Source organism: Rhizobium ruizarguesonis (assembly GCF_017357285.1).
Taxonomy (GTDB): domain Bacteria; phylum Pseudomonadota; class Alphaproteobacteria; order Rhizobiales; family Rhizobiaceae; genus Rhizobium; species Rhizobium ruizarguesonis.
Map to the genome: position 1 here is coordinate 316,740 of NZ_CP071681.1, position 25,322 is coordinate 342,061.

The following is a 25,322-nucleotide window of genomic DNA, read 5'->3' on the forward strand; positions in this document are numbered from 1 at the left end:
ATCAGCGTCGGAACTGGGCTGCGGGATGAGCGGCGGGCAACCTGCCGTTCCCGCCGCCGAAAAGTTTTTGCCGCAACGGCCCTGCAGCATAGTCCGCCTTGAAGACGCCGCGCTCCTGCAGCACCGGGACGATCAGCTCGACGAAATCGCGCAGGCTTTCCGGGGCCACGGTTCGCGCCAGGTTGAAGCCGTCGATGTCACCCTCTTCGATCCATGTCGTGAGATGATCGGCGATCTGGTCGGGCGAGCCCACCATCGGCTTCATCCGGCTGCCGAGTACCATCTGGTCGATGATGTCACGCAGCGTCACCGGCTTCGCTGCCTGTTTCGTGATGGCCGCAAGTGCGGATTGATTGGCGTTGGTCGAGCTCTGGTCGATGACGTCGTCCAATTCATACTTCGAAAAATCGATGCCTGTCGAAGCGGAGTAATGCGCAAGCGAGGCCTCGACGCTCGCATGGCGGCGGTATTCCTCCAGCTTGTCCTGGGCTTCCTTCTCCGTTCGGCCGACAACGACGGTGGTCAGGCTCAGGATCTTCAATGCGTCGGCGCCGCGGCCGAATTCCTCCGCCTTCGCCCGCAGCGCATCGACGGTCGGCCTGGCCGCCTTGGGATTCGACCCGGCGATGAAGACGCATTCGGCGTGTCGGGCGGCGAAGTCCTGCCCGCGTGCAGAGGCGCCGGCCTGAAAGAGCAGGGGCGTGCGCTGCGGTGAGGGTTCTGAGAGATGGATGCCCTCCATCCGGTAATATTTGCCGTCGTGACGGACAGTGCGCACTTTGGAGGGATCGGCATAGGTGCCGCCCGCCTTGTCGCGTAGCACCGCATCGTCGTCCCAGCTCCCTTCCCAGAGCTTGTAGAGGATTTCGAGATATTCCTCGGCCGCATCGTAGCGCGCATCATGTTCCGGCAGCTTGTCGAAACCCATGCTGCGGGCGGCACTGTCGAGATAACCGGTGACGATGTTCCAGCCGATCCGTCCCTTGGTCAGATGATCGAGTGTCGACATGCGCCGCGCCAGCAGGAAGGGTGGCTCGTAGGTGGTGTTGACGGTGACGCCGAAACCCAGATGTTTGGTGACATAGGCCATCGCCGAAATCGGGATCATCGGATCATTGACCGGGATCTGCGCGCCCGTCTCGATCACCGGCGCCGGGCTACCCTTGTAGACATCATAGACACCGACGATATCGGCCAGGAAGATGCCGTCCAGCTTGCCGCGTTCGGCGGTCTTGGCAAACTCTGTCCAGTAGTCGAGATCGGTATAATGCGCTGAGCGGTCGCGCGGATGCGTCCACAGGCCGTGGTTGATATGCCCGACGCAGTTCATGTCAAAGGCATAGATCTGCATGGTCTTCATGAGGCGGGTCCCAAAGCCGGCAATAGAAATCAAGGATTTGCCGCATTAATTATCCTAGAGCATGATGCCGAAAAGTGTGAGCGGTTTTCGGACGACATCATGCTCTAACTATATAATATAGAACAGGATTCAGATTTTGGGCCGGCTCGGCCTAAAATCATCCTGTTCGGGCTCTATCGCACGAGGAGCCGGTGAAATGGTAGGGTGGGAATGAAAAAAGCCGGAGGAACCGCATGACGAAGAAGACGCTGTCGGATTGGGCGGAGCTTGCGCAAAAGGAACTGCGCACCTCGCCCGAAACGCTGATCTGGCAGACGCCGGAAGGCATTGCCGTCAAGCCGCTCTATACGGCCGAGGATCTCGACGGCGCCGGGCATCTTGATTCGCTTCCCGGCTTCTCTCCTTTCACCCGCGGCCCGCGGGCGACGATGTATGCCGGCCGGCCCTGGACGATCCGCCAATATGCCGGCTTCTCGACGGCAGAGGAATCGAATGCCTTTTATCGCCGCAATCTGGCCGCCGGCCAGAAGGGCCTGTCGGTCGCCTTCGATCTTGCCACCCACCGCGGTTACGACAGCGATCATCCGCGCGTCGAGGGCGATGTCGGCAAGGCGGGTGTGGCAATCGACAGCGTCGAGGACATGAAGATCCTGTTCGACGGCATTCCGCTCGGCGACATGTCGGTGTCGATGACGATGAACGGTGCCGTCATCCCGATCCTTGCCTCCTTCATCGTGGCCGGCGAGGAGCAGGGCGTTCCACGGGCCGAACTTTCTGGCACCATCCAGAACGACATCCTCAAGGAGTTCATGGTCCGCAACACCTATATCTATCCGCCCGAACCATCCATGCGGATCGTTGCCGATATCATCGACTATACCGCCCGCGAGATGCCGAAGTTCAACTCCATCTCGATCTCCGGCTACCACATGCAGGAAGCCGGCGCGACGCTGGTGCAGGAACTGGCCTTCACGCTGGCCGACGGCCGCGAATATGTCCGCGCCGCCATCGCCAAAGGCCTGAGCGTCGACGAGTTCGCCGGCCGCCTGTCCTTCTTCTTCGCCATCGGCATGAACTTCTTCATGGAAGCCGCCAAGCTACGCGCCGCCCGCCTGCTCTGGACGCGGATCATGGAAGGGTTTCATCCGAAGAAACAGTCCTCGCTGATGCTGCGCACCCATTGCCAGACCTCCGGAGTCTCCCTGCAGGAACAGGACCCCTATAACAACATCATCCGCACCGCTTTCGAGGCGATGTCGGCCGTGCTCGGCGGCACGCAGTCGCTGCACACCAACTCCTTCGACGAGGCGATCGCGCTGCCGACGGAATTCTCCTCACGCATTGCCCGCAATACGCAGCTGATCCTGAGCCACGAAACCGGCGTGACAAAAGTGGTCGATCCGCTCGCCGGCTCCTACTATGTCGAAAGCCTGACGGCCGAGCTTGCCGAGAAGGCCTGGGCCTTGATGGAGGAGGTCGAGGCACTGGGCGGCATGACCAAGGCCGTGGCCGATGGCCTGCCGAAACGGCTGATCGAGGAAGCGGCCGCACGCCGCCAGGCGGCGGTCGACAAGGGCGAAGAGGTCATCGTCGGCGTCAACCGCTACCGGCTCGACAACGAGCAACCGATCGACATTCTGGAGATCGACAACAGCGCGGTGCGCAAAGCTCAGATCAGACGTATCGAAGAAACGAAGCGGCGGCGCGATGGCGGAGCCGTGCGTGAGGCGCTGGCGGCCCTGGCGGAGATCGCACAGAACGGCAAGGGCAACCTGCTGGAAGCCGCCATCGAGGCGGCGCGCGCCCGCGCCACGGTCGGCGAAATATCGGACGCCATGCGCGCTGCCTTCGGCGATCATGCCGCGACCCCTGAAGTCATCAAGGGCGTCTACGGCGAGGCGTATGAAAACGAGCCGGAACTCGCCGTGCTCAAGACCCGCATGACGGAGGTGACGGAAGCCATGGGTCACCGGCCGAAGATCATGGTCGCCAAGCTCGGTCAGGACGGACACGACCGAGGCGCCAAGGTGATCGCCTCGGCCTTCGGCGACATCGGCTTCGACGTGCTCGCCGGTCCCCTTTTCCAGACACCGGAGGAAGCTGCCGGCGTCGCACTCAGCGAAAAGGTCAATGTCGTCGGCGTCTCGTCGCTGGCGGCCGGTCACAGGACGCTGCTGCCGCAGTTGATCGACAGGCTGAGGGAACAGGGCGGTGGTGATATCATCGTCGTCTGCGGCGGCGTCATCCCGCGTCAGGACTATGAATTCCTGCACGAACACGGCGTTGCAGCCGTGTTCGGCCCGGGGACAAATGTTCTCGAAGCGGCAAACTCCGTTCTCGACCTGCTGCAGGGCAGGCGGCGAAACCAGTAGTTTAGAGCAGACCGCGCTTTGCGAGGTTACTCATCAGCGCCGAAATACCGAAGGTCCAGGGCGGGCATTCGGTGGAGAGCTGCACGGTGTTGACGAGCGCGCCGAGGCCTGCCGAGGAAATCTCGACGACATCACCGATCTTGTGGGTGAAGCCTTGCTTTGGCGCGTCGCGGTCCTGCGTCGGCGCAAACAGCGTGCCGAGAAAGAGCATGAAACCATCGGGATATTGGTGATGGGCGCCGACCGTCTGCTTGACGAGATCGGTCGGGTCGCGGCTGATCTTTGACATCGAACTCTTGCCGTGCAGCACGAAACCGTCCTGGCCGGTGACTTTCAGGTCAAGCTCGGCATTGCGGACGTCATCCAGGCTGTAGCCGGCATCGAACAGGCGGATGAAAGGACCGATCGAGCAGGAGGCGTTGTTGTCCTTGGCCTTGCCGAGCAGCAGTGCCGAGCGGCCCTCGACGTCGCGCAGATTGACGTCGTTGCCGAGTGCCGCCCCCTTGATTTCGCCACGGCTGTTGACCGCGAGCACGATTTCCGGCTCGGGGTTGTTCCAGGTCGAGATCGGATGCAGGCCGACATCCGCACCCCAGCCGACCGAGGAGAGCACCGGCGCCTTGGTGAAGACTTCGGCGTCCGGCCCGATACCGACCTCGAGATATTGCGACCACATGCCCTCGTCGATCAGCGCCTGCTTGACCTTGGCCGCCTCCGGCGAACCGGCCTTCAGATTGGTGAGGCTGCCGCCGATCAGCGTGCTGACACGCTCGCGGATCGAGGCGGCGCGTTCCGGATTGCCGGCCGCCTTCTCCTCGATGACGCGCTCGATCATCGACTGCGCAAAGGTAACGCCGCAGGCCTTGACTGCCTGCAGGTCGACGGGCGCAAGGAGATAGGGGCGCGTTTGATCCGGAGCTCCGGTACTGTTGGCGGCGATGTCCGCCAGCGAGCCAACCGCCTTGCCACTTGCTGCACGGACGAAGCCGGCGGCATCCTGCCGCTCGAGCAGGGCGCTCAGCGTCGGCGCCTCGCGCGACGTGATGTCGACCAGCACGCCCTTGCGTGATGTCACAATGCTCGGTCCGGCAACCTCGGGATTCCAGATGCGACCGACAAAAAGACCATCCGAAGCGGCGACATCGAGAAGAGCTTGAGACATGGTGATCTTTCATCAAGACGAGCGAGAAGCGCTCTTTTTAAAATTGCGGGGTATTGCCGCCCTCCAACCCGGCGGCGACCAAAATCGATCACATTCATGAAGACGGGGCAAGATGCGTTGGGGAAAAAGACTTTTTCTCGATCGGCTCAAGCGCGGCCTTTCTCGGGAATCCAATCGCAAAAGCTCACAAAATAACTATTTAGATACAAAATAACTGTTAAATTTCAAATATTTAAATACAGGCGGTGACGATTTTGCCCTCCATCTCGCCTTGACAGGAGCCGGCTTTCGTTATCTGTTTTGGCCGACATGGAGGAGGCTGGCGTCAGCCGGCCGCACGAAAATCCCAGGAGGATGTTGCAGCGATGTTGAGATTTGCCGTCGTCGGAATCGACCATGGGCACACGTTCGATCACGTGAAGGGATTGCTGGCCGCAGGCGGAGAGTTCGTCGGCTATTGCCCGCAGACCTCGGTGCCGGCATTGCGCGAGGCCTTCGAGAAGACCTATCCTGACGCGCCGCAGATCGACCGGGAAAAGCTGTTCGACGATCCGTCGATCGATGTCATCTGCATTTCCGCAATCCCCCGTGATCGTGCCGGACTTGCCATCCGCGCGATGAGATCGGGCAAAGACGTGATGACCGACAAACCTGGCGTGACGACCTTCGCCCAGCTCGAGGAGGTCAGGCGCACCGTTGCCGAGACCGGCAAGATCTTCTCGATCTGCTTTTCCGAACGCCACTGCGTGCGCTCCGCCGTCAAGGCCGGCAAGCTCGTCGCCGAAGGCGCGATCGGCAAGGTAATCCAGACGCTCGGTGTCGGTCCACACCGGCTGCAGCTGCCGACCCGACCGGACTGGTTCTTCGACCCGGAAGCCTTCGGTGGGATCATCGTCGATATCGCTTCACACCAGGTCGACCAGTTCCTGTTTTATACTGGCTCGACCACAGGCGAGGTCATCGCCAGCTCGATCGGCAATTTCGGCATGCCCGACAAGCCCGCCTTCGAGGATTTCGGCGAGGTGCTTCTGCGCTCCGACAAGGCGGCGGGTTATGTCCGTGTCGACTGGTTCACGCCGGAGGCGCTGCCGACCTGGGGCGACGGGCGCCTCACCATTCTCGGCACCGAAGGCTACATCGAACTGCGCAAATATATCGATATCGCCGGCCGGCCGGGCAAGGATCACCTCTTCCTGGTCAACGGCAAGGAAATGACCCATATCGATTGCAGCGGCGAAAAGCTTGATTATTTCGACGCGTTCACCGCCGACGTCGGCAACCGCACGCAGACGGCGATGACCCAGGATCACGTTTTTGAAGTCTGCCGTCTTTCGCTGGAAGCCCAGGCGAAAGCCGCGCGCATCGGCGCTCGCTGAGGAGGATATCATGACCAGGAAATTGCGCGTCGGCGTCATCGGCGCAGGCATCGCTGCGCGGCATCTGGCCGGCTTCGGCTGGAACAAGGAGCTTTTCGAAGTTCCCGTGCTCTGCTCGCTCGATGAGGAGCGCGGCAAGGCGCTGTGCGAGGAATTCGGCATTGGCGAATATACCCAGGATGCGGATTCGCTGTTTGCCCGTGACGATCTCGACATCATCGACATTTCGACGCCGCCGAGCTCACATTTCGAGTTGTGCCGCAAGGGTATCGAATCCGGCAAGCATGTGATTTGCGAGAAGCCGCTGTTCGGCTCGATCGCCGAGGTCGACGAGATGGGCCGCATTCTTGCCCGTTACCCCGGCAGAAAGCTGATGCCGATCTTCCAGTATCGCTATGGCTCCGGGCTGCAGAAACTGAAACTGCTGATCGAGCGCGGCCTTGCCGGCAAGCCGTTCCTGACGACGATCGAGACACATTGGTGGCGCGGTCCGGATTATTATGCCGTGCCGTGGCGCGGCAAATGGGCGAGCGAACTCGGCGGCGGCCTCCTCGGCCACGCCATCCACGCCCATGACATGCTGAACTATGTGCATGGCCCCTGCGCCGAGGTGTTTTCCTATGGGGCGACACTGGTCAATCCGATCGAGGTCGAGGATACGGCAGCCCTTTCGGTGAAGATGCAGAACGGCTCGCTGGCGACGCTGTCGATGACGCTGGGTTCGCGCAAGGAGATCTCGCGGCTGCGCTTCTGCTTCAACGACCTCGTCGCCGAAAGCATCATCGAACCCTATACGATGGGCCGTGATCCGTGGACGTTCGTCGCCGGGACAGAGGAACATCAGGCCCGGATCGACGAAGTGCTCGCCGCCTATGTGCCTGGCGAGGATGGCTACACCCGTCAGTTCGAGCTCTTCCACAAGGCGATCGTCGAGGACACCGACCCACCGGTGACATTGCAGGATGCTCGCAATTCGCTGGAACTGGTAACGGCCGCTTATTTCTCGCAGCGCACCGGCCAGCCGACGCCGATGCCGATCGCCGCCGATCATCCGCTCTATCGCTCCTGGCTTCCGGCAGGGGAATGGCGTGCTGCGGCCACCGTCTGAACCGGGAAGGGCTCTCGCATGCTGAAATCCTTCGAGCATGTCGGCATGACGGTCAGTGACATGGACCGCACTGTCGATTTCTACTGTGGCCTGCTTGGCCTCAGCCTCGTGCTGCGCAAGACGATGGCGAATGGCATGCAGGTCGCGTTCCTCGATGCGGGCGGCGGCATGCTGGAGGTCTTTGCGCCGCCCGGCGGCGCGTCGAGGGCGATCGACGTGCCTGAAGATACGGCCGGCGTCCGGCACCTCACCTTCCATTTCGACAATGTCGACGAGGCCTTCGCCCGCCTTGAACAGGCGGGCGTCGAGATCAAGGAGCGGCCGCGCTTCGCCGTCCACTCCGAGATGCTGAACAAGATCGCCTTCGTTCGCGATCCCGACGGCATCATCGTCGAGCTTGCCGAACGCTCGCAGAGCCGCCAAGGCTGACACAGGCGCCGCCGATCGCTTCGCTGCGGGCGGTCAGACCGTCCCGCAGCAGATCGATCAGGCGCCGGATGAGCTTTGCTGCCATGCAAGGCTTCCCTCAGCTCGCCAGCTTGGCGCTGATATAGTTGCGCCAGCCGCCAAGCGCCGTGATTTCCTCGGCACCTTTCACCGCATGGGCCTCGCAGACGAAGCCGGAGACGCTGGAACCGTCTTCGAGCGTCAGCTTACCGATGCCGAGGGGTGCCGGAATCTTCTGGACGAACCTGCCGAAAGCATCGGCCGGCAGTGCCCAGACCTCGACCTCCAGCCCCTGGCCGTTATGGCCTGGGTCGCGCAGCAGCCCTGGTTTCGCTGGCGTGGTATTGGGCAGAACGAAGAGGCGATAGTCGCCGGCCGTGCGGCAGGTCTTGACCAGACGCCCGCCCGAGCCTGCCAGTTCGTGATTGAGCGGCATGCCAGTCAGATGCGCACCGACGACCGCGATTTCGATGAAACCGTCATCGCCAGGGACAACACGGCTTGCTTCGGGGATCGCAGCCTGCCGGTCGATGCCCATGCCGGAACCTGCTGCGCGGTGCAGCGCATCGGCAAGCGGCGCCAGCGCATCGTCGGTGAAGGCAGGTGCGATAACGGTAACGCTGCCCGGCAGCCCACCTTTTCCGAAGCCGGCCGGAACGGCGATCGCCGCGCAATCGAGCAGGTTGACGAAATTGGTGTAGCGACCGAGGCGGCCGTTGAGCACGACGGGATTGGCCAGCATGTCGGCGACCGTATAGGTGGTCGGTGCGGTCGGCAGCAGAAGCACGTCGGCCTTTTCCCATTCGGCTTCGGTCTTGCGACGCAATTCTTCCAGCCGGTATCGGCCGTTGAAAGCCTCGACCGCGGTCTTGCCCTTGGCGCCTTCGATAATCCCCCTGACCGTGGGGTCGAAATCGGCCGCGTTCGTGGCGAGGAAGGTCTCGACCGCCGCCAGGCGTTCGGCGACCCACGGCCCGTCATAAAGCAGGGCGGCCGCCTCGCGGAATGGCGCGTAATCGAACGCCACGATGATGGCGCCGAGCCCTCTGGCCCGCTCGATCGCCTGGTCGTAGAGCGCCTCCACCTCCTTGTCGCCGAAGAATTCCCGTTCGGCGTCGGCGAGGACGCCGATGCGCAACCCCGACACAGGCAGGTTCGCCGGCTTGGAGCGACGCGAGAAAGCATCGGCGGCATCGAAGCCTTCGGCGACCTTGCGGATCGTAACACCGTCGCCGACGGTCGCGGCAAAGATCGTGATGCAGTCGACGCTCTTGCAGGCCGGTATGGCGCCGGTATTCGGCAAGAGACCCGGCGTCGGCTTGATACCGACCAGATTGTTGAAGGCAGCCGGCACCCGGCCGGAGCCTGCCGTATCGGTGCCGAGCGCAAAGGCCGCAAGGCCGGAAGCAACCGTGACGGCAGAACCGGAGCTCGAGCCGCCGGAGATATAGGCCGCATCGAAGACCGAGCGCGGCGCGCCATAGGGCGAGCGCGTGCCGTTGAGGCCGGTCGCGAACTGATCGAGATTGGTCTTGCCGATGATGATGGCGCCGGCTGCCTTCAACCGGGCAACGACGGTGGAGTCCGCTTCCGGCCGATACGCATAGGCCGGGCAGGCGGCTGTCGTCGGCAGGCCGGCGGCATCGATATTGTCTTTCACCGCGAAGGGAACGCCCCAGAGCGGCAGGCTGTTTGCCTCCGGCGCGCGTGCCATCAAGGCTTTCGCGGCGGCACGCAGCTCGTCATCCGGCACCGGGGTGATGAAGATTGCCGGATCTTTCGAGGCGGCACGCCGCGCGATCACCTCTTCGATGGCGTCGAGCGGCGTCAGGCCGGATTGATAGGCGGCGCGAAGGCTTGAGAGATCGAGGATGGTCGGCAGCATGTCAGCATTCCTCCAGAACGACGATGATATCGCCAGCTTTGACGTTTCTTCCCGGCCCGGCGCGCAGGTCGCGGACGCGGCCTGCCGCATGGGCGGTGACGTTGATTTCCATTTTCATCGATTCGATGATGGCGAGTGTGTCGCCGGCCGCAACCGAGGCCCCCGGCTCGACCAGCAATTTCCAGATATTGCCGGGTACGGCGCTGGCAACACCGAAGCAGCCGTCGGGAATGTCCCCGTCCGGACTTTCGCCCGTGCCTTCGTCGGTGACGAAGCTGTCGAGCCCGGCTTCCTTCCAACGCTGGCGCTCAGTATCGAAGGCGGCCTGCTGTGTTGCCTTGAAACGACCGATCGACGCCGCGTTCGCCTGCAATTCCTTCTCGTAGGCGGCATAGGAGAATTCCGTCTCCTCGATCCTGATCGGATAACCGCCATGCGGGAAGGCTGCGCGCGCCTCGGTCAGCTCCTGATTGCTGACCGGGAAGAAGCGGATCTGGTCGAAGAAGTTCAGCAGCCAAGGTTTTCCCTTGGCAAAGACCGGCGTCTCCCGCCAAGTGTTCCAGACCTGGATGGTGCGGCCAAAGAGCTGGTAGCCGCCCGGTCCCTCCATGCCATAGATGCACATATAGGCGCCGCCGATGCCGACGGCATTTTCCGGCGTCCAGGTGCGGGCCGGATTGTATTTCGTCGTCACGAGACGGTGGCGCGGATCGGTCGGGGTGGCAACCGGCGCGCCGAGATAGACATCGCCGAGTCCCAGCACGAGGTAGCTGGCATCAAAGACGATGTCGCGGACGGCCTGTTCGTCGGGAAGACCGTTGATGCGGCGGATGAACTCGATGTTCGACGGGCACCAGGGCGCATTCGGGCGCACCAGCTCCTGATATTTGCGCATCGCAAGCTCCGCATCCGGATCGTTCCAGGAAAGCGGCAGGTGCACGATGCGGCTCGGCACCGTGACCTCCTGGGCTGCCGGAAGCGTGGCCTCGATCTCGCAGAGCAGCCCCAGCAGGCGCCGGCGCGTCAGCTGCGTGCCGTCATAATGGATCTGCAGCGAGCGGATGCCGGGGGTAAGGTCGACGATGCCGGGAAGGCGAGCCTCGACAACGGCCTGCATCAGCAGATGCACCCGCAGCCGAAGCGCGATATCGAGCGTCATCGGTCCATATTCGACGAGCAGGTTGTCGTCGCCCTGGCGGCGATAGACGACCGAAACCGGTCCGTCCTCGCTGGTGCCGACGATCGGCGAACCCGTCTCTTCCGCGACCCGCCGTACCGCTGGACCAGCGACCGGGTCTTCCGGCCGCACGACTGCATGAAAACGGATGCGGTCGCCGGGCTTGAACTGGCCCATCTTCCACTGCTCGTCGCGGGCAATCACCGCCGGGCAGACGAAGCCGCCAAGGCTCGGACCGTCAGGACCGAGAATGATCGGCATGTCGCCGGTGAAATCGATTGCACCGATCGCATAGGCATTGTCGTGCAGGTTGGAGGGGTGCAGCCCCGCCTCGCCGCCATCGTGGCGCGCCCAAACCGGGGCCGGGCCGATGAGGCGAACGCCGGTGCGGGCGCTGTTGAAATGCACTTCGTAGGCCGTCGAGAACAGCGTCTCGATATCGCTGTCCACGAAGAAATCTGGCGCGCCGTGCGGGCCGTAGACCACGCCGACATCCCATTCGCGCGTCAAGGCGGCTGGCTCCGCCGCGGGTATCACCGGTTCGGCCGGCGTCTGCCGGGCAAAATGCAGCACGTGCCCCGTTTTCAGCGCACCGGTGGCGTTGCCGCCGAACTGACCAAGACCGAAAGTCGCCCGCGAGCCGAGCACGACGGGAGCGGCAAAACCGCCGGCGACGGCGAGATAGGCGCGCTGCCCCGGTCCTTCGATCGTGCCGATCGATAGAATCTGACCGGCGCGGATCAGTACGGGCGCATGGTGCGGCAACTTTATGCCGTCACATGTCATCGCCATCCGGGCGCCGGCAAGCGCGATCGTCTGGTCGGCATAAAACCGCAGCGTCGGGCCGGAAACCGTCAGTTCGAGTGCCGCTGTCACGCCGGCATTGCCGACGAGGCGGTTGGCATGACGGAAGGAGCGCTCGTCCATCGGCCCGCTCGGCGGCACGCCGACATGCCAGAGGCCGAGCCGGCCCGGTAGTTCCTGAATGCTCGACTGCGCACCCGGCGCAAGCACCTCGACGACATCGGGAACGAAGGCGAAGTCACGAAGCGCCGTCGTCGCCACCTTGGCGCCGGCAAGCAGTTCGGAAGCGGCGATCGTTCTTAAATAATCGAGATTGGTCTCGATGCCTGATATCGACGTTTCGGCGAGTGCTGCCTTCAGCTTCTCGATCGCCGCCGGCCGGTCTCTCGCCGCCACGATCAGCTTGGCGAGCATCGGATCATAGAAGGGCGTGACCTCGGTTCCCGTCTCGATCCAGCCGTCGACGCGGGCATTGTTCGGGAAGACGACTTCGGTCAGCAGGCCGGCACTCGGGCGGAAATCGGCATGCGGCATCTCGGCGTAGATCCGCATCTCGATCGCCGCGCCCTTCGGCGTCAGGCTTCTAGCGCCCGAGAGCACGTCCTCGCCGGCCGCCTGCCGGATCATCCATTCGACGAGGTCGATGCCGAAGACGGCTTCCGTGACGGGATGCTCGACCTGCAGGCGGGTATTGACCTCGAGGAAATAGAATTCCTCGCGCTGGGGATCATAGATGAATTCGACGGTGCCGGCCGATTCATAGGAGACCGAACTTCCCAGATCGACCGCCGCCTTGTGCAGCCGCGCCCGCGTTTCCGCGGAAAGACCGGGGGCAGGGGTTTCCTCGACGACCTTCTGGTTTCGCCGCTGGAGCGAGCAGTCGCGCTCGCCGAGCGCGATCACCCGGCCCTTGCCGTCGCCGAAGATCTGCACCTCGACATGGCGCGCTTCGGCAACGAAGCGCTCGATATAGACGCGCGCATCGCCGAAGCTGGCCCGCGCCGTCCGCTGCACGCTTTCGAAGGAGGCCTTGAGGCCTGCTGCATCGGCGCAGAGCTGCATGCCGATGCCGCCGCCGCCGGCCGTGCTTTTCAGCATGACGGGATAACCGACGGTCTCGGCGGCCGAAAGCGCCTCGTCGACGCTCTGCAAGAGATCGGTGCCGGGCAGCAGCGGCACGCCGCTGGCTTTCGCCAGTTCGCGCGCCGTGTGCTTCAGGCCGAAGGCTGACAGATGTTCCGGCCGCGGGCCGATAAAGGCGATGCCTTCGGCGGCGAGCCGCTCGGCAAAGCCGATATTCTCCGAGAGGAAGCCATAGCCCGGATGCACGGCCTGGGCTCCCGTCGCCTTGCAGGCGGCGATGACGGCATCGACGTTGAGATAGCTCTCGGCGGCTGGCGCCGGGCCGAGGCGTATGGCCTCGTCGGCGGTCAGCGCCGGCATCGAGAACCGATCGGCATCGGAATAGACGGCGACCGAGGCGATGCCCATCCTCTTCAATGTGCGGATGACGCGGACGGCGATTTCGCCGCGGTTGGCGATCAGGACCTTGGTGAACATCGATCAGTCCTCGCCGTCCCAGATCAGCACCCGGATCGGCGTTGGATCGAAGCCGTTGCAGGGATTGTTGATCTGCGGGCAGTTGGAGATGACGCAGAGCACGTCCATGTCAGCCACCAGCTCGACATAGTCGCCGGGCGCGGAGATGCCGTCGACGATGGTCATCTCGCCGTTCGGCTTGATCGGCACGTTCATGAAGAAATTGATGTTCGGCACGATGTCGCGCTTGCTCATGCCGTGCTTTGTCACCTCGAGCACGAAATTGTCGCGGCAGGCATGCAGGTATTTGGTGCCGTGGCCGAAGCGCACGGTGTTGCTCTCGCAGGAGCAGGCGCCTGCTGATGTATCGTGTCGGCCGCAGCTGTCGGCCGTCATAATGAGCATGACGTTGCCTTCGTTCGAAATGATCTTCGTGCCGGTGCCGATATAGGCGCCGCCCTGCGCCCGCATCGTATCCTGGTTGGAATAACGCTCGGCAAAATCATCGGCACGATAAAACAGCGTGTCGATCGCCTGCTGGCCGTAGCTGTCCTCGATGCGGATGGTCTGGCCCTTGCGCACGATGCCGGACCATGGCGCTTCGGCCGGGATGAAGTGGTCCTGCACGGCGTTTTCGAGGCTGCGCGAAGCTGAAGTCTTGATGAAATCGGTCATCGTCATCCTCCTCAGGCCAGCATCGCGGCGTTATTCTCGAAGCCGCGAACGGCTTCGGCGGTCGCCGTGCGCGAGAGGTCGTCGACTGCAGGTGCGGGCGCGCGAAAGCGCGTGACGATGACCGGCTTCGGCGCATAGACCGGATCGGGATCGAGTGGATGCGGGCAATTCGAAAACCCGACGATCATGTCCATCTCGGCGCGCAGTTCGGCATAATCGCCGCTGTTGGAGAGCTTGCCGCGCCACTGGAAGCCGCCGTCATCGTCGACTCGGACCGGGGCGAAGAGGTTGAGAATCCCAGGGATGTCGCGCCTGGTGAGACCAAGCTTGCCGGCGACGAGCACGAGATTGTCGCGGGTGTTGCGGGTCTTGACGCCGGGATATCTTGCAGCGTTCGAAGCTGCCGTCGAGCCGCCCATCAGGCAGTCATGCGCGCCGGAACTATCCTCGATCAGCGAAAACATCACCCGGCCCATATCCGAGAAGATGACGCGGCCCTTGCCGAGGGCGGTCGTCCACTGCACCTTGACCGTATCGACGAGATTGAGCCGCTCGCTGGTATCAGTGGCGTTCCAGGCAACGAGCGCCACGGTCGATCCGCCTTCTCCCTGATCGATGCGGAGCGCCTCGCCGCGCTTGACCGTAGTCGACCAGTACCAGCCGCCGGGGATAGTCTCCTGATGGATGATCGCAGCCGCATCGATGGCAGGGGCAGGCAGGGGGCTTGGCGCCGGCAAGGCCTTCGGGGCAAATTCCAACCCCTTCTTCTGATGTTCCTCGTAGCGCTGCCGGTTGGCGGCAATTTCTTCGGGCGAACGCCTGACATGCATCATGGTTTTTCTCCTGACGGACTGGAAGCCGGGTCGTCCCGGCGAAGGCCCAGAGAAATGACCGGGCCGTCCCGGTCGGGGCTGAAGATAGAGGGCGCGCCGGCAAGCCTCGGCGGCCAGATCGAAATATCCTTGGTGATCGTCGCGCCGTAGCGCTCCTTTTCCTCCGGGCGGTCACGCTTGCGCTCGAAGGCGACGACGCGCGTCGCCAGCGTGAAGGCCTCGCGCATGTCGTGCGTCACCATGACGACGGTCATCTGGGTTTCGTGCCAGAGCCGCTTCATCAATGTGTGGATTTCGGCGCGAATGCCGGGGTCGAGTGCGCCGAAGGGCTCGTCGAGGAGCAGCACCTTCGGTTTCATGATCAGGGCCTGCGCCAGCGCCAGCCGCTGCTGCATGCCGCCTGAAAGCTGCGCTGGATATTTGTCCTCGGCGCCGGAAAGGCCGACTTCGGCAATCAGCCGCCGGGCTTCGTCAATGGCGTTGCGACGGGCAGCGCCGAAAAGCTTGGCTTTATAGCGAGACGCTGTGAGTTCCCGCCCAAGCAGCACATTGCCGAGCACGGTCAGATGCGGGAAGACGGAGTAGCGCTGGAAGACGACGCCGCGATCCGGCCCCGGCTCCTGCGGCAGAGCTTTGCCGTCGAGCAGGATTGTCCCTCGCGTCGGCCGCTCCTGGCCGAGCAGCATGCGCAGGAACGTCGACTTGCCACAGCCGGACGGGCCGACAAGGGCGACGAAGGCGCGCGAGGCAACCGTCAGCGACACGTCCTCAAGCACGATCTGGTCGCCATACTCTTTCCAGACCTTTTCGATCACCAGTTCGCTCATGCCTGCTTCTCCAGCTCAGACCAGGGGAAGACAGCAATGCGGATGCGATCGAGGATATAATTCATGACCACGGCCAGCAGCGTGATCCAGACGACATAGGGAAAGATGATGTCCATCGAGAGATAACGGCGGACGAGAAAGATGCGGTAGCCGAGGCCAGAATCCGACGAGATCGCTTCGGCCGCAATCAGGAACAGCCAGGCAGGACCGAGCTGAAGCCGGAGGCAGGTGATCAGCCGCGGCAGGATCTGCGGCAGCACGACACGAAGGCCGATCTGCCAGGAGGAGCCGCCGAGCGTTTCAGCCTTGACGATCTGTTCGCGCGGCAGCTCCAGCGCCTTCAGCGCAAGGTCGCGGATCATCGTCGGCGCAACGCCAATGACGATCAGCGCGATCTTCGAGGCTTCGCCAAGACCCATGGCGATGAAAAGGATCGGCAGCAGCGCCAGCGGCGGCACCATCGAGATGACGGCGACGAAGGGCGAGAGCAGGGCTCGGAGATAAGGCAGCATGCCGATCAGCATGCCGATGATAAGCGCGGTAAGCGTCGAGATGCCGAGGCCTGCGAACAGCCGGACCAGGCTCGCGCCCGTATCGGACCAGAGCAGATATTGTCCGGTGCGCGGATCGGCGATGAAGGCAAGGCGATCGATCGCATCGGCAAAACCGGCAAGACCGGGCAGCAGCTTGTCGTTGGCGTTTTCCGCCAGCCGTGCCGCCGAGCCGACCGTGTAGGCAACGATCAGCAGCACGAAGGGCAGCAGCGTCAAGGCAAGCTGCGCGCCCCGGCTCGGCCTCGTGTTGATCCAGCGCATGAGGAAAGCTCCGCTGATGAAGGTTGGGCGGTGCGGTCAAAGCCGCACCGCTGCTTGGACATCGCTCAGAGCGAACCGTCGGCGGCTGCCTTCATGTAGGTCTCGGTGAAGCGCAGCTTGACGTTGCCGCTATCGCCGAGGATCTTGCCATCCGGCATTTCGATGCCGATGACGTCGGCCGATGGCGCGCCATTGCCGAGCAGGCCCTTTTCGAACAGGAAGTTGCGGACGAGATCCATCGTCTTCGGCAGGCTGGCCGAGGCGGTGAAGGCAACGGCATCGGCCGGCTTGGCAAACAGCTTGGTGACGGCAAGCTGGGACTCGTAACCCTTGAGATCGGTGCCCGATGCCTGGCCCATCGCCTCGCGGGCAGCCTTGCCGTCGGCGCTGTCGGCGGTCAGCAGTGCTGCGGTCTCATACCAGATGCCGGCGAGCGCCTTGCCGAAATTCGGATTGTCCTTCAGCACGCCTGAATTGGCGACCATCAGGTCGATGATCTCACCCGGCACCTGCGAGCTGTCGAAGACCTTCTTGGCCGTGGGATCCTCGAGGATGGTCGAGACCAGCGGGTTCCAGGTGACGACGGCGGTGACATCTGCCGTCTTGTAGGCGGCGACCATATCGGCGTCGGACGTGTTGACCACCTTGACGTCACGCTCGGTCAGCTTGATGCTTTCGAGCGCGCGGGCAAGCAGATAATGCGAGACGGAAAATTCGACGAGATTGACGTTCTGGCCCTTGATGTCGGCAAGGCTCGCCTTGTCCTTCAGGATGACGGCATCATTGCCGTTCGAGAAGTCGCCGACGATGACGGCTGTCGTATCGACGCCGCCGGCAGCCGGGATCGACAGGCCGTCCATGTTGGTCAGCGTCACGGCGTCGAAGGCGCCTGCTGTATACTGGTTCATCGATTCGACGTAGTCGTTGAACTGGGTGACCTCGATCTTGATGCCGTATTTGTCGGCCCATTTCTTGACGATGCCGTGATCAGCAGCATAACCCCAGGGCATCCAACCAACATAGATCGACCAGGCGACCTTGAAGTCGGTCTTCTGTTCGGCCTTGGCGACGGAGCCGAGTCCCAGCGCCAGGGACGCCGTCAGCGCGGTAATCGATAGAATCTTCGAAAAAGTCTGCATTGAAATTCCCCTTTTGCTTTTCTTCAAAAGGGATCGGCAATGACCATCGTGCCGCCAATCCCTTGGCTTACGAGGTCTCCCGGGCTTTTGTCCCGCCGTGCACCCGGCGGGATGTCTCCCCTGCCGGTGGTAGCTCTCGGACCAGCCACGCCTTGCGACGCCGGAACCCTAGCCACCAACTCTGCAACTATCGAAGCAAAGTGCGTGCCAAATTATAAATCATTGATTTTATTGAGAGTGCGATGGCACCAATTTCCTGGAAAATGCAATAGTGCATGCACTTGCACAGAAAATGTGCGTATTCTGCCGCCACCTTAGGCGTTGGTTCTTTTTTACCCAGTGAAAAACAAGTCGCAGACAGACGCACCAGAACGCCGAATTGCGGCTGGCCCTGAGCTAGTTGCGGAAAGCGCCGGAGGGCATCGTCGTCACCAGCCGGATATCGCGGCGGAAGTCCGATGGTGACATGCCGGCGATGTGGCGGAAGGATTTGTTGAAGGCGCTGATCGAGCCGAAGCCGCTGTCCATCGCCACTTGCAGCACATTGGCGCCCTCGCTCATCAGCATCGCCTGGGCGCGCGACAGCCGCAGCAGCGTCACATATTTGCTGAGCGTCATGCCGGTCGATCGCTTGAAAAGGTTCATCGCATATTTCGGATGCAGGTCGGCGGCGCGGGCGATATCGACCGAATCGATGTCGTGCAGGAAATTGGCGGCGATGAAATCGCACATGCGCGCGACGCTGCGCGAGGAATGCGGATACGGGTGATCGCCGTCGAGATTGATGGCCGCCTGCGACGTCATCGAATAGGGTTCGAGCGCGATCCGCTCGATGCGCAGCAGCAGTTCGTCGACGGCGTGCTGGGCCTTTGCGGGATCGCCTGAGTTGGCATAGCGGAACCAGCGGGTGAAGTTCTCGCTGTCGGCGGCATCCGTTGCCGAGGTCAGCAGCGTCTCGCCCTTCATCAGCCGGCTGGAAACGCTGATCGGCAGGCGCAGCCGGAAGAAATAGACGAGCGGCAGATGGGCGCCGGCATAGAGCGAATCATCCGAGGATTCGTCCATCTGATGCGGCTGACCACCCCAAAAGAGGCACATTTCGCCGGCGTCCAGCCGGAATTCGTGGTCGCTCATCCGGTAGTGCACGGTGCCGCGCATCACGTAGTTGACCTCGACCTGCGCATGCCAGTGCGGCATGGCCATGACAGGCGGATGGGCATGAAACATCTGGAGCGCTGTCGGCAAACCCTCGATGCTGCTCGCGCCGGGCTGGTAGATTGCACGTGTGCCGATCTTACTTTCCGCCAAATTCATGTTCCCTTTTTAGGAGACACCCGCTCCCTTCCAGATAGTTTAACCGCGTTCGTAAGATCGGCAATTGAAAAGGGAGGATTTTCAATGCGCTTCAAACTTCTCGCTGCGACCGCAGCTGTCGCAGTGCTTGCTTCCGGCTCCGCATACGCGCAGTCGGCCAATCTCACCATCTGGAGCTGGAATGTTGCCGCATCGGCATTGAAATCCACGCTTCCAGGCTTCAACAAGCAGTTTCCCGATATCAAAATCACGGTCGAGGACCTCGGCAACAGCCAGGTCTTCGACAAGACGCTCGCAGCGTGTGCTGCCGGCGGCGACGGCTTGCCTGACATTGTCAGCATCGAGAATTTCGAGGCTGAAATCTTCTGGAGCCGTTTCCCGGATTGCTTCGCCAATCTGAAGGAGCTCGGCTACACGGCCGATATCCAGGCGAAATTCCCAGATTTCAAGCGCACCGAGCTTGAAGTCGGCGATGTCGCCTATGCCATGCCGTGGGATTCCGGTCCTGTCGCCGTCTTCTACCGCCGCGATCTCTACGAAAAGGCCGGCGTCGATCCGAGCACGATCAGCACCTGGGACGATTTCATCGCTGCCGGCAAAAAGATTTCCGCCGCCAATCCCGGCGTCGTCATGGCGCAGGCCGACTTCAACGGCGACAGCGAATGGTTTCGCATGATCGCTAACGAACAGGGCTGCGGCTACTACTCGACCGACGGCCAGAATATCACCATCAACCAGCCGGCCTGCGTCGCCTCGCTGCAAAAGGTGAAGGAGATGAAGGATGCCGGGACGCTGACGTCGGCCAACTGGGACGAAAAGATCCAGGCCAATACCGCCGGCAAGGCCGCAAGCCAGCTGTATGGCGGCTGGTATGAGGGCACCGTGCGCTCGACCTCTCCCGATCTCAAGGGCAAGTGGGGCGTCTACAGAATGCCGAGCCTGACGGCCGATGGCCCGCATGCGGCCAATCTCGGCGGTTCGTCGCTCGCCATTTCGGCGACATCCGCGAATAAGGAAGCCGCCTGGAAATTCGTCAACTACGCCCTCGGCACGGATGAGGGCCAGATCACCATGCTGAAGGAATTCGGTCTGGTCCCGTCGCTGCTTTCGGCCGAGAAGGATCCCTTCGTCAATGAGCCGCAGCCCTATTGGGGCGGCCAGAAGGTCTGGGCCGATATTCTGGCGACACTGCCGAAGATCGTGCCGAGCCGCGGCACCGCCTTCCAGAGCGATGCCGAAGCCATCTTCAAGGCAACGCAGACGAAGTTCTTCGCTGGCGGCTATCCCGATGCGAAGGCGGCTCTCGACGATGCCGCCAACCAGATCGCATCGGCGACCGGCCTTCCGATCGCGCAATGAATGACGATGCCGGGCGCTTCAGGCGCCCGGCTTTCCCCCGGTTTGCAAAGCGGCCGGTCATTCGTTCGTGAGGAGGAGGCTTGATGCCGTTCAGAACCCGGAGCGCCTATGCGTTCCTCGCCCCCTATCTGCTGGTCTTTGCCACCTTCTGGGTCTGGCCGATCATCAATTCGTTCCTGATTTCGTTTCAGAACACACGAATCAATCCGTGGAAATTCAGTTTTCAGGCCAATTGGGGCCGGCTCTTCTATGACCCGGCTTTTTACAACGCTCTCTACAATACGCTGATCATCCTGGTGATCCAGGTGCCTGTGATGATCGCGCTTGCGACTGTTATGGCCGTAATGCTCAATTCGCCGCTGCTGAAAGCGCGGCCGCTCTTCCGCTTCGCCTTCTTTGCGCCTGTCGTCGTCGGCGAGGTCGCCTATGCTGCCGTCTTCCGGCTGATGTTCAGCCTCGATTTCGGGATCATCAACAAGCTGATCTCGGCCGTCGGTCTCAGCCCGGTCTCCTGGTTCGACAACGCGAATGCCGCCATGGCGCTGATCATCCTTGCCGTCACATGGCGCTGGGCAGGCTACAACGCCATCATCATCCTCGCCGGCCTGCAGTCGATTCCCGATGATGTCTACGAGGCAGCGACACTCGACCGGGTGAGCAAGGTCCAGCAGTTCTTCCACATCACCCTGCCGCTCCTGAAACCGATCATCCTCTTTTGCGTGGTGCTCTCGGTGATCGGCACGATGCAGCTCTTCACCGAGCCCTTCCTCATCACCAATCGCGGCGGTCCCGGCGGCGGTACGGAGACCCTCGGCCTGCTGCTTTATCGCCAGGGCTTCACCTCGCTGAACTTCGGCTACGCCTCGGCGATCGCCTATACGATGGCGACACTCGCCGTGGCGATCTCGCTTCTCAATCTCTGGGTCGGGAGGGATCCGAAATGAAATCCAAATCGCAATCCCTTCTGCTGCGCCAGATCGCGTTGCATGCCGCACTGGCGCCGCTGGCGATAATCTGGCTGTTTCCCCTCTGGATGATGTTCGTCTTCTCGACCATGCCCGACAACGGCATCTTCAGCCCTGACATCGTGCTCTGGCCATCGACCAACTTCGTCGAGAACTTCAAAAACCTGCAGGCCGATACCGATTTCATCGGGGCAATGGTGATCTCCATCGGCGTGGCGCTGATCTATACAGTGCTCTCGGTGCTGCTGACTTCGATGGCCGGCTGGGCACTGGCACGTTACCGTTTCGTCGGCCGCTCCGTCGTCATCGCCATCATCCTCGGCACGATCACGCTTCCCTTCTCCGTGGTCGTCATCCCGCAATTCATCATGGTGGCGCGCGAGTTCAAGCTGGCAAACAGCTGGGTAGCTCTGATCGTGCCGCCACTGTTCAATTCGCTCGGCGTGCTGTTTATGCGGCAATCCTTCTCGATGATGCCGGGCGAGCTCTTCGATGCGGCCCGGGTCGAGGGCGTCAAGGAATGGCAGATCTTCCTGCGCATCGCCTTGCCACTGGCGCGCCCGACCATGGCGGCATTGGCGATCATTCTCTTTCTGCACTCGTGGAACAATTACCTCTGGCCGCTGCTGATCAATTCCAGACCGGGGATGATGACGGCGCCTGTGGCATTGGGAACGCTGATCGGCCTCACCAAGGTCTCCTGGGGCGGCATCATGGCCGGCGCGGTACTGCTGACGGCGCCGATCCTCGTCATCTTCGTGGCTCTTCAGCGCCATTTCATCGCCGGCATCGCGGCCGGCGCAATCAAATAATCGGGCAAATAATCGGGAGGCTGCATGGCAGAGCTTTCACTCAGCAACATCGTCAAGCGCTTCGGCGGCTTTGAGATCATCCACGGCGCCAATCTGGAGGTGAAGGACGGCGAATTCGTCGTCTTCGTCGGCCCCTCCGGCTGCGGCAAGTCCACGCTGCTCAGGATGATCGCCGGCCTCGAGGACATTACATCAGGCGAGCTTCAGATTGGCGGCAGGGTCGTCAACGACGTCGAGCCGGCCGATCGCGGCATCGCCATGGTCTTCCAGTCCTATGCGCTCTATCCGCACCTGACCATAGAGGAAAATTTGAGCTTCGGCCTGCGCATGAACGGCAACCCGAAAGCCGACACCGAGCGGCGCGTGCGCCATGTCGCCGAGATCCTGCAGATCACCGAGTTGATGAAGCGGCGGCCGAAGCAGCTTTCCGGCGGCCAGCGCCAGCGTGTCGCGATCGGCCGCGCCATCGTCCGCGAACCACAGGTCTTCCTGTTCGACGAACCTTTGTCGAACCTCGATGCGGAACTGCGCGTGCAGATGCGCGTCGAAATCTCCAGACTGCACAAACAGCTCGGCACGACGATGATCTACGTCACCCACGACCAGACGGAGGCGATGACGCTCGCCGACAGGATCGTCGTGCTGCGCGCCGGCAATATCGAGCAGATCGGCGCACCGCTCGACCTCTACGACGATCCCGCCAATCAGTTCGTCGCCGGCTTCGTCGGTTCACCGAAGATGAATTTCCTGAAGGCCGTGGTGCTCGAGGCGCAGCCGGGCAGGGCGGTGATCGCGCTGGAAAGCGACGCCAATACGCGTCTGACGCTGCCAGTCGCCGATTCCGTTGAAGCCGGCGCAAAGGTAACGCTCGGCATCCGTCCGGAACATTTCGTCGATGCCGGCGTGGGCGATGCCGACCTCACCGTCACCATCGACGTCGCCGAGCATCTCGGCAATACCAGTTATATCTACGCCACCATCGGCCCCGAGCAGTTGATCATCGAGCGGCCGGAATCGCGCGTCGCCGGCAATCGCGAAACGCTGACAGTCGGCCTTCCCGCCAACCGCGCATTCCTTTTCGACGGCGCCGGTAAACGGCTTCGCTGAACCAAATCCCAGGACAGAAAGACGAAAGAGGATTTTCCATGACTTCAGATCAACCAATCCGCTGGGGCATCATCGGCCCCGGCACCATCGCCCGCACCTTTGCCGATGGCGTCGCTCATTCTCGCACAGGGAAGCTGGTGGCGATCGCCACCCGCAATCCTGCAAAGCCGGGCCTTGCTGAAAACTTCCCCGGCGCCCGCATCGTCGATGGTTACGAGGCGCTGCTCTCCGACAAGGAGATCGATGCGATCTATATCGCCGTCCCCCACACCGGCCATGCCGAATGGGCGATCAAGGCGGCACGCGCCGGCAAGCACATCCTGGTGGAAAAGCCGATCGCGCTCTCGGCCTATGATGCCGAAGCGGTTTACTACGAGGCGAAAAAAGTCGGCGTCTTTGCCGGCGAGGCCTTCATGTACCGCGTGCATCCGCAGACCGAGAAGCTGGTCGAGCTCGTCAAAAGCGGCGTCATCGGCACCATTCGGATCATCCGCTCGAGCTTCGGCTTCAATATGGGCAGCTACAAGCCGGAACACCGGCTTTTCGCCAACGATACTGCTGGCGGCGGTATTCTCGATGTCGGCGGTTATCCGGTCTCGATGGCCAGGCTGATCGCCGGTGCCGCAGAGGGCAAGGCCTTCCTCGAACCGGAGAAGGTTTCGGGCGTCGCCCATCTCGGAGAGAGCGGCGTCGATGAATGGGCATCTGCCGTGCTCAAGTTCCCGAACGAGATCATCGCCGAAGTCTCCTGCTCGATCATGGCGCAGCAGGACAATGTGCTGCGCATCATCGGGTCCGAGGGCCGGATCGAGGTTCAGGACTTCTGGTTCGCCTCCGGCCATAAGGGCGGCGTCGGCAAGATCGAAATCTTCAAGGGCGGCAGCCGAGAAACCGTCGAACTGAGGGAGGACCGCTGGCTCTATTCCTTCGAGGCGGATGCGGCCGGCGATGCCATCCGCGCCGGCAAGACCGAATTCAGCTCTCCTGGCATGAGCTGGGCAGATTCGATCGGAAACCTGCGTGTACTCGACCAGTGGCGCGCCTCGGTCGGTCTTGAATACGGCGTGGAGAAAGCCAGCAAGCGCACGGCAAACATTGCTGGCGGCACGGTCGCGCGCGGCAACAGCGTTCCGCAGCGTCAGATTCCCGGCATTTCCAAGCCGGCCTCGGTGGTGACACTCGGCTTCGAATTCTTCCCGAATTTTGCCTCCGCCTCGCTGACGCTCGACGCCTTCTATGAGGCCGGCGGCAATGCCTTCGACACGGCCTATGTCTATGGCGGCGGCAAGACGGAGGCGATCTTCGGCGACTGGCACACGAGCCGAAAGGTGCCGCGCGAGGAGATCGTGCTGATCGGCAAGGGTGCGCATTCGCCGCTCTGCTATCCCGATATGATCGCAAAGCAGCTCGACCAGTCGCTTTCCCGGCTGAAGACCGACTATGTCGATATCTATTTCATGCATCGTGACAATACCGACGTGCCGGTCGGCGAGTTCGTCGATGCCATGGATGCGGAGGTCAAGCGCGGACGCATCCGCGGCATATTCGGTGGTTCGAACTGGACCCGGGCGCGTTTCGACGAGGCGATCGCCTATGCCGAAAAAACCGGCAAGACGGCGCCGGCAGCACTTTCCAACAACTTCTCGCTCGCCGAGATGCTCGACCCGATCTGGGCCGGCTGCGTCGCCGCTTCCGATGACGACTGGAAAAAGTGGCTGAACGAGAAGCAGATCCCGAACTTTGCCTGGTCGAGCCAGGGCCGCGGCTTCTTTACCGACCGCGCCGGCCGCGACAAGCGAGATGATGAGGAGATCGTCCGGGTCTGGTATTCCGAGCGCAACTTCGGACGCCGCGACCGTGCCATCGAGCTTGCCAACAAACTCGGCCGCAATCCGATCCACATCGCACTCGCCTATGTGATCGCCCAGCCTTTCCCGGTCATTCCACTGATCGGCCCGCGCACCGTCGCCGAGTTGGAAGACAGTCTCTCGGCGCTCGACATCAAGCTCACACCCGAACAGGTGAAGTGGCTGGAAGGCTGAAGCAACAGGAAAGGGCGCGGTTTGAACCGCGCCCTTTGCATTTCTACTTGCGCAGCTCGGAAGCTTTCTTCCTGGCCGCGTCGTCCATCAGCTCATACCACATGGCGTTGAGGACGGCGAAGGCGGCGGCCAGCGGCAGGCCGAGGATCCATGCGAAATACCACATCGTTTCATCTCCCTCAGAGCAATTCCACGAAAAGTGCG

Annotated in this window: 20 protein-coding genes and 1 riboswitch; of the genes, 9 read left to right on the forward strand and 11 right to left on the reverse strand. The window is 62.2% G+C overall.

Annotation, left to right across the window (positions count from 1 at the left end; translation table 11 throughout):
* Position 1: 1 nt before the first annotated feature.
* Positions 2 to 1,360 carry an LLM class flavin-dependent oxidoreductase gene (locus J3P73_RS32530; RefSeq protein WP_207580235.1) on the reverse strand — a complete coding sequence of 453 codons (1,359 nt, stop codon included), beginning with the start codon at positions 1,358 to 1,360 and terminating at the stop codon, positions 2 to 4.
* A gap of 233 nt (positions 1,361 to 1,593) precedes the next feature.
* Between J3P73_RS32530 and scpA the strand changes: the two genes are divergently transcribed.
* A complete protein-coding gene (gene scpA / locus J3P73_RS32535) occupies positions 1,594 to 3,732 on the forward strand; it encodes a methylmalonyl-CoA mutase (protein WP_207580240.1) in 2,139 nt (712 codons plus the stop codon).
* Position 3,733: 1 nt separating this feature from the next.
* On the opposite strand, the gene J3P73_RS32540 is transcribed toward scpA, so the two are convergent.
* Positions 3,734 to 4,894 carry a fumarylacetoacetate hydrolase family protein gene (locus J3P73_RS32540; RefSeq protein ID WP_207580242.1) on the reverse strand — a complete coding sequence of 387 codons (1,161 nt, stop codon included), beginning with the start codon at positions 4,892 to 4,894 and terminating at the stop codon, positions 3,734 to 3,736.
* A gap of 365 nt (positions 4,895 to 5,259) precedes the next feature.
* Between J3P73_RS32540 and J3P73_RS32545 the strand changes: the two genes are divergently transcribed.
* From J3P73_RS32545 to J3P73_RS32555, 3 genes are read left to right on the forward strand one after another with little or no spacing between them, the layout of a single operon-like run.
* Positions 5,260 to 6,270, forward strand: coding sequence for a Gfo/Idh/MocA family protein (locus J3P73_RS32545; RefSeq protein ID WP_024323457.1), 1,011 nt, complete (start codon positions 5,260 to 5,262; stop codon positions 6,268 to 6,270).
* A gap of 10 nt (positions 6,271 to 6,280) precedes the next feature.
* On the forward strand, positions 6,281 to 7,378 hold the full coding sequence (locus tag J3P73_RS32550; RefSeq protein WP_130718513.1) for a Gfo/Idh/MocA family protein: 1,098 nt from the start codon (positions 6,281 to 6,283) through the stop codon (positions 7,376 to 7,378).
* 18 nt (positions 7,379 to 7,396) lie between these two features.
* Positions 7,397 to 7,807 (forward strand): VOC family protein, encoded by a 411-nt coding sequence (locus J3P73_RS32555; RefSeq protein ID WP_075223647.1) that lies wholly within the window; start codon positions 7,397 to 7,399, stop codon positions 7,805 to 7,807.
* A gap of 97 nt (positions 7,808 to 7,904) precedes the next feature.
* On the opposite strand, the gene atzF is transcribed toward J3P73_RS32555, so the two are convergent.
* The 8 genes from atzF to J3P73_RS32595 form a co-directional block, all read right to left on the reverse strand.
* Positions 7,905 to 9,710, reverse strand: a complete 1,806-nt coding sequence (atzF, locus tag J3P73_RS32560) for an allophanate hydrolase (RefSeq protein ID WP_207580243.1) — start codon at positions 9,708 to 9,710, stop codon at positions 7,905 to 7,907.
* A gap of 1 nt (position 9,711) precedes the next feature.
* Positions 9,712 to 13,251, reverse strand: a complete 3,540-nt coding sequence (gene uca / locus J3P73_RS32565; RefSeq protein ID WP_207580245.1) for an urea carboxylase — start codon at positions 13,249 to 13,251, stop codon at positions 9,712 to 9,714.
* A gap of 3 nt (positions 13,252 to 13,254) precedes the next feature.
* Positions 13,255 to 13,905: an urea amidolyase associated protein UAAP2 gene (locus tag J3P73_RS32570; RefSeq protein ID WP_075223650.1), complete on the reverse strand. Its 651-nt coding sequence runs from the start codon at positions 13,903 to 13,905 to the stop codon at positions 13,255 to 13,257.
* A gap of 11 nt (positions 13,906 to 13,916) precedes the next feature.
* Positions 13,917 to 14,738 (reverse strand): urea amidolyase associated protein UAAP1, encoded by an 822-nt coding sequence (locus J3P73_RS32575; protein WP_130792198.1) that lies wholly within the window; start codon positions 14,736 to 14,738, stop codon positions 13,917 to 13,919.
* Positions 14,735 to 15,565, reverse strand: coding sequence for an ABC transporter ATP-binding protein (locus J3P73_RS32580; protein WP_018069312.1), 831 nt, complete (start codon positions 15,563 to 15,565; stop codon positions 14,735 to 14,737). Before J3P73_RS32580 ends, J3P73_RS32575 begins: the two co-directional genes overlap by 4 nt.
* The gene (locus tag J3P73_RS32585) at positions 15,562 to 16,380 is read right to left on the reverse strand and encodes an ABC transporter permease (protein WP_024323449.1); all 819 of its coding nucleotides are present in this window, start codon (positions 16,378 to 16,380) and stop codon (positions 15,562 to 15,564) included. Before J3P73_RS32585 ends, J3P73_RS32580 begins: the two co-directional genes overlap by 4 nt.
* 65 nt (positions 16,381 to 16,445) lie before the next feature.
* Entirely contained in the window at positions 16,446 to 17,519 is a 1,074-nt protein-coding gene (locus tag J3P73_RS32590) for a putative urea ABC transporter substrate-binding protein (protein WP_018069314.1), read from the reverse strand.
* 74 nt (positions 17,520 to 17,593) lie between these two features.
* Positions 17,594 to 17,702: riboswitch (guanidine-I (ykkC/yxkD leader) on the reverse strand.
* 213 nt (positions 17,703 to 17,915) lie between these two features.
* Positions 17,916 to 18,833: a helix-turn-helix domain-containing protein gene (locus J3P73_RS32595; RefSeq protein ID WP_207580248.1), complete on the reverse strand. Its 918-nt coding sequence runs from the start codon at positions 18,831 to 18,833 to the stop codon at positions 17,916 to 17,918.
* A gap of 84 nt (positions 18,834 to 18,917) precedes the next feature.
* On the opposite strand from J3P73_RS32595, the gene J3P73_RS32600 reads away from it, so the two are divergent.
* From J3P73_RS32600 to J3P73_RS32620, 5 genes are all read left to right on the forward strand, one after another.
* Positions 18,918 to 20,192: an extracellular solute-binding protein gene (locus J3P73_RS32600; protein WP_075223652.1), complete on the forward strand. Its 1,275-nt coding sequence runs from the start codon at positions 18,918 to 18,920 to the stop codon at positions 20,190 to 20,192.
* A gap of 83 nt (positions 20,193 to 20,275) precedes the next feature.
* Complete coding sequence (locus J3P73_RS32605; RefSeq protein WP_130764339.1) at positions 20,276 to 21,136, forward strand: carbohydrate ABC transporter permease; 861 nt, start codon at positions 20,276 to 20,278, stop codon at positions 21,134 to 21,136.
* Complete coding sequence (locus J3P73_RS32610; protein WP_130707128.1) at positions 21,133 to 21,969, forward strand: carbohydrate ABC transporter permease; 837 nt, start codon at positions 21,133 to 21,135, stop codon at positions 21,967 to 21,969. The genes J3P73_RS32605 and J3P73_RS32610 overlap by 4 nt, the downstream gene beginning before the upstream one ends.
* A gap of 24 nt (positions 21,970 to 21,993) precedes the next feature.
* A complete protein-coding gene (locus J3P73_RS32615) occupies positions 21,994 to 23,076 on the forward strand; it encodes an ABC transporter ATP-binding protein (protein WP_130705711.1) in 1,083 nt (360 codons plus the stop codon).
* A 38-nt stretch (positions 23,077 to 23,114) separates the two neighbouring features.
* Positions 23,115 to 25,118 carry an aldo/keto reductase gene (locus tag J3P73_RS32620; protein WP_163884663.1) on the forward strand — a complete coding sequence of 668 codons (2,004 nt, stop codon included), beginning with the start codon at positions 23,115 to 23,117 and terminating at the stop codon, positions 25,116 to 25,118.
* 43 nt (positions 25,119 to 25,161) lie between these two features.
* On the opposite strand, the gene cydX is transcribed toward J3P73_RS32620, so the two are convergent.
* A complete protein-coding gene (gene cydX, locus J3P73_RS32625) occupies positions 25,162 to 25,284 on the reverse strand; it encodes a cytochrome bd-I oxidase subunit CydX (RefSeq protein ID WP_018069319.1) in 123 nt (40 codons plus the stop codon).
* Positions 25,285 to 25,322: the final 38 nt, after the last annotated feature.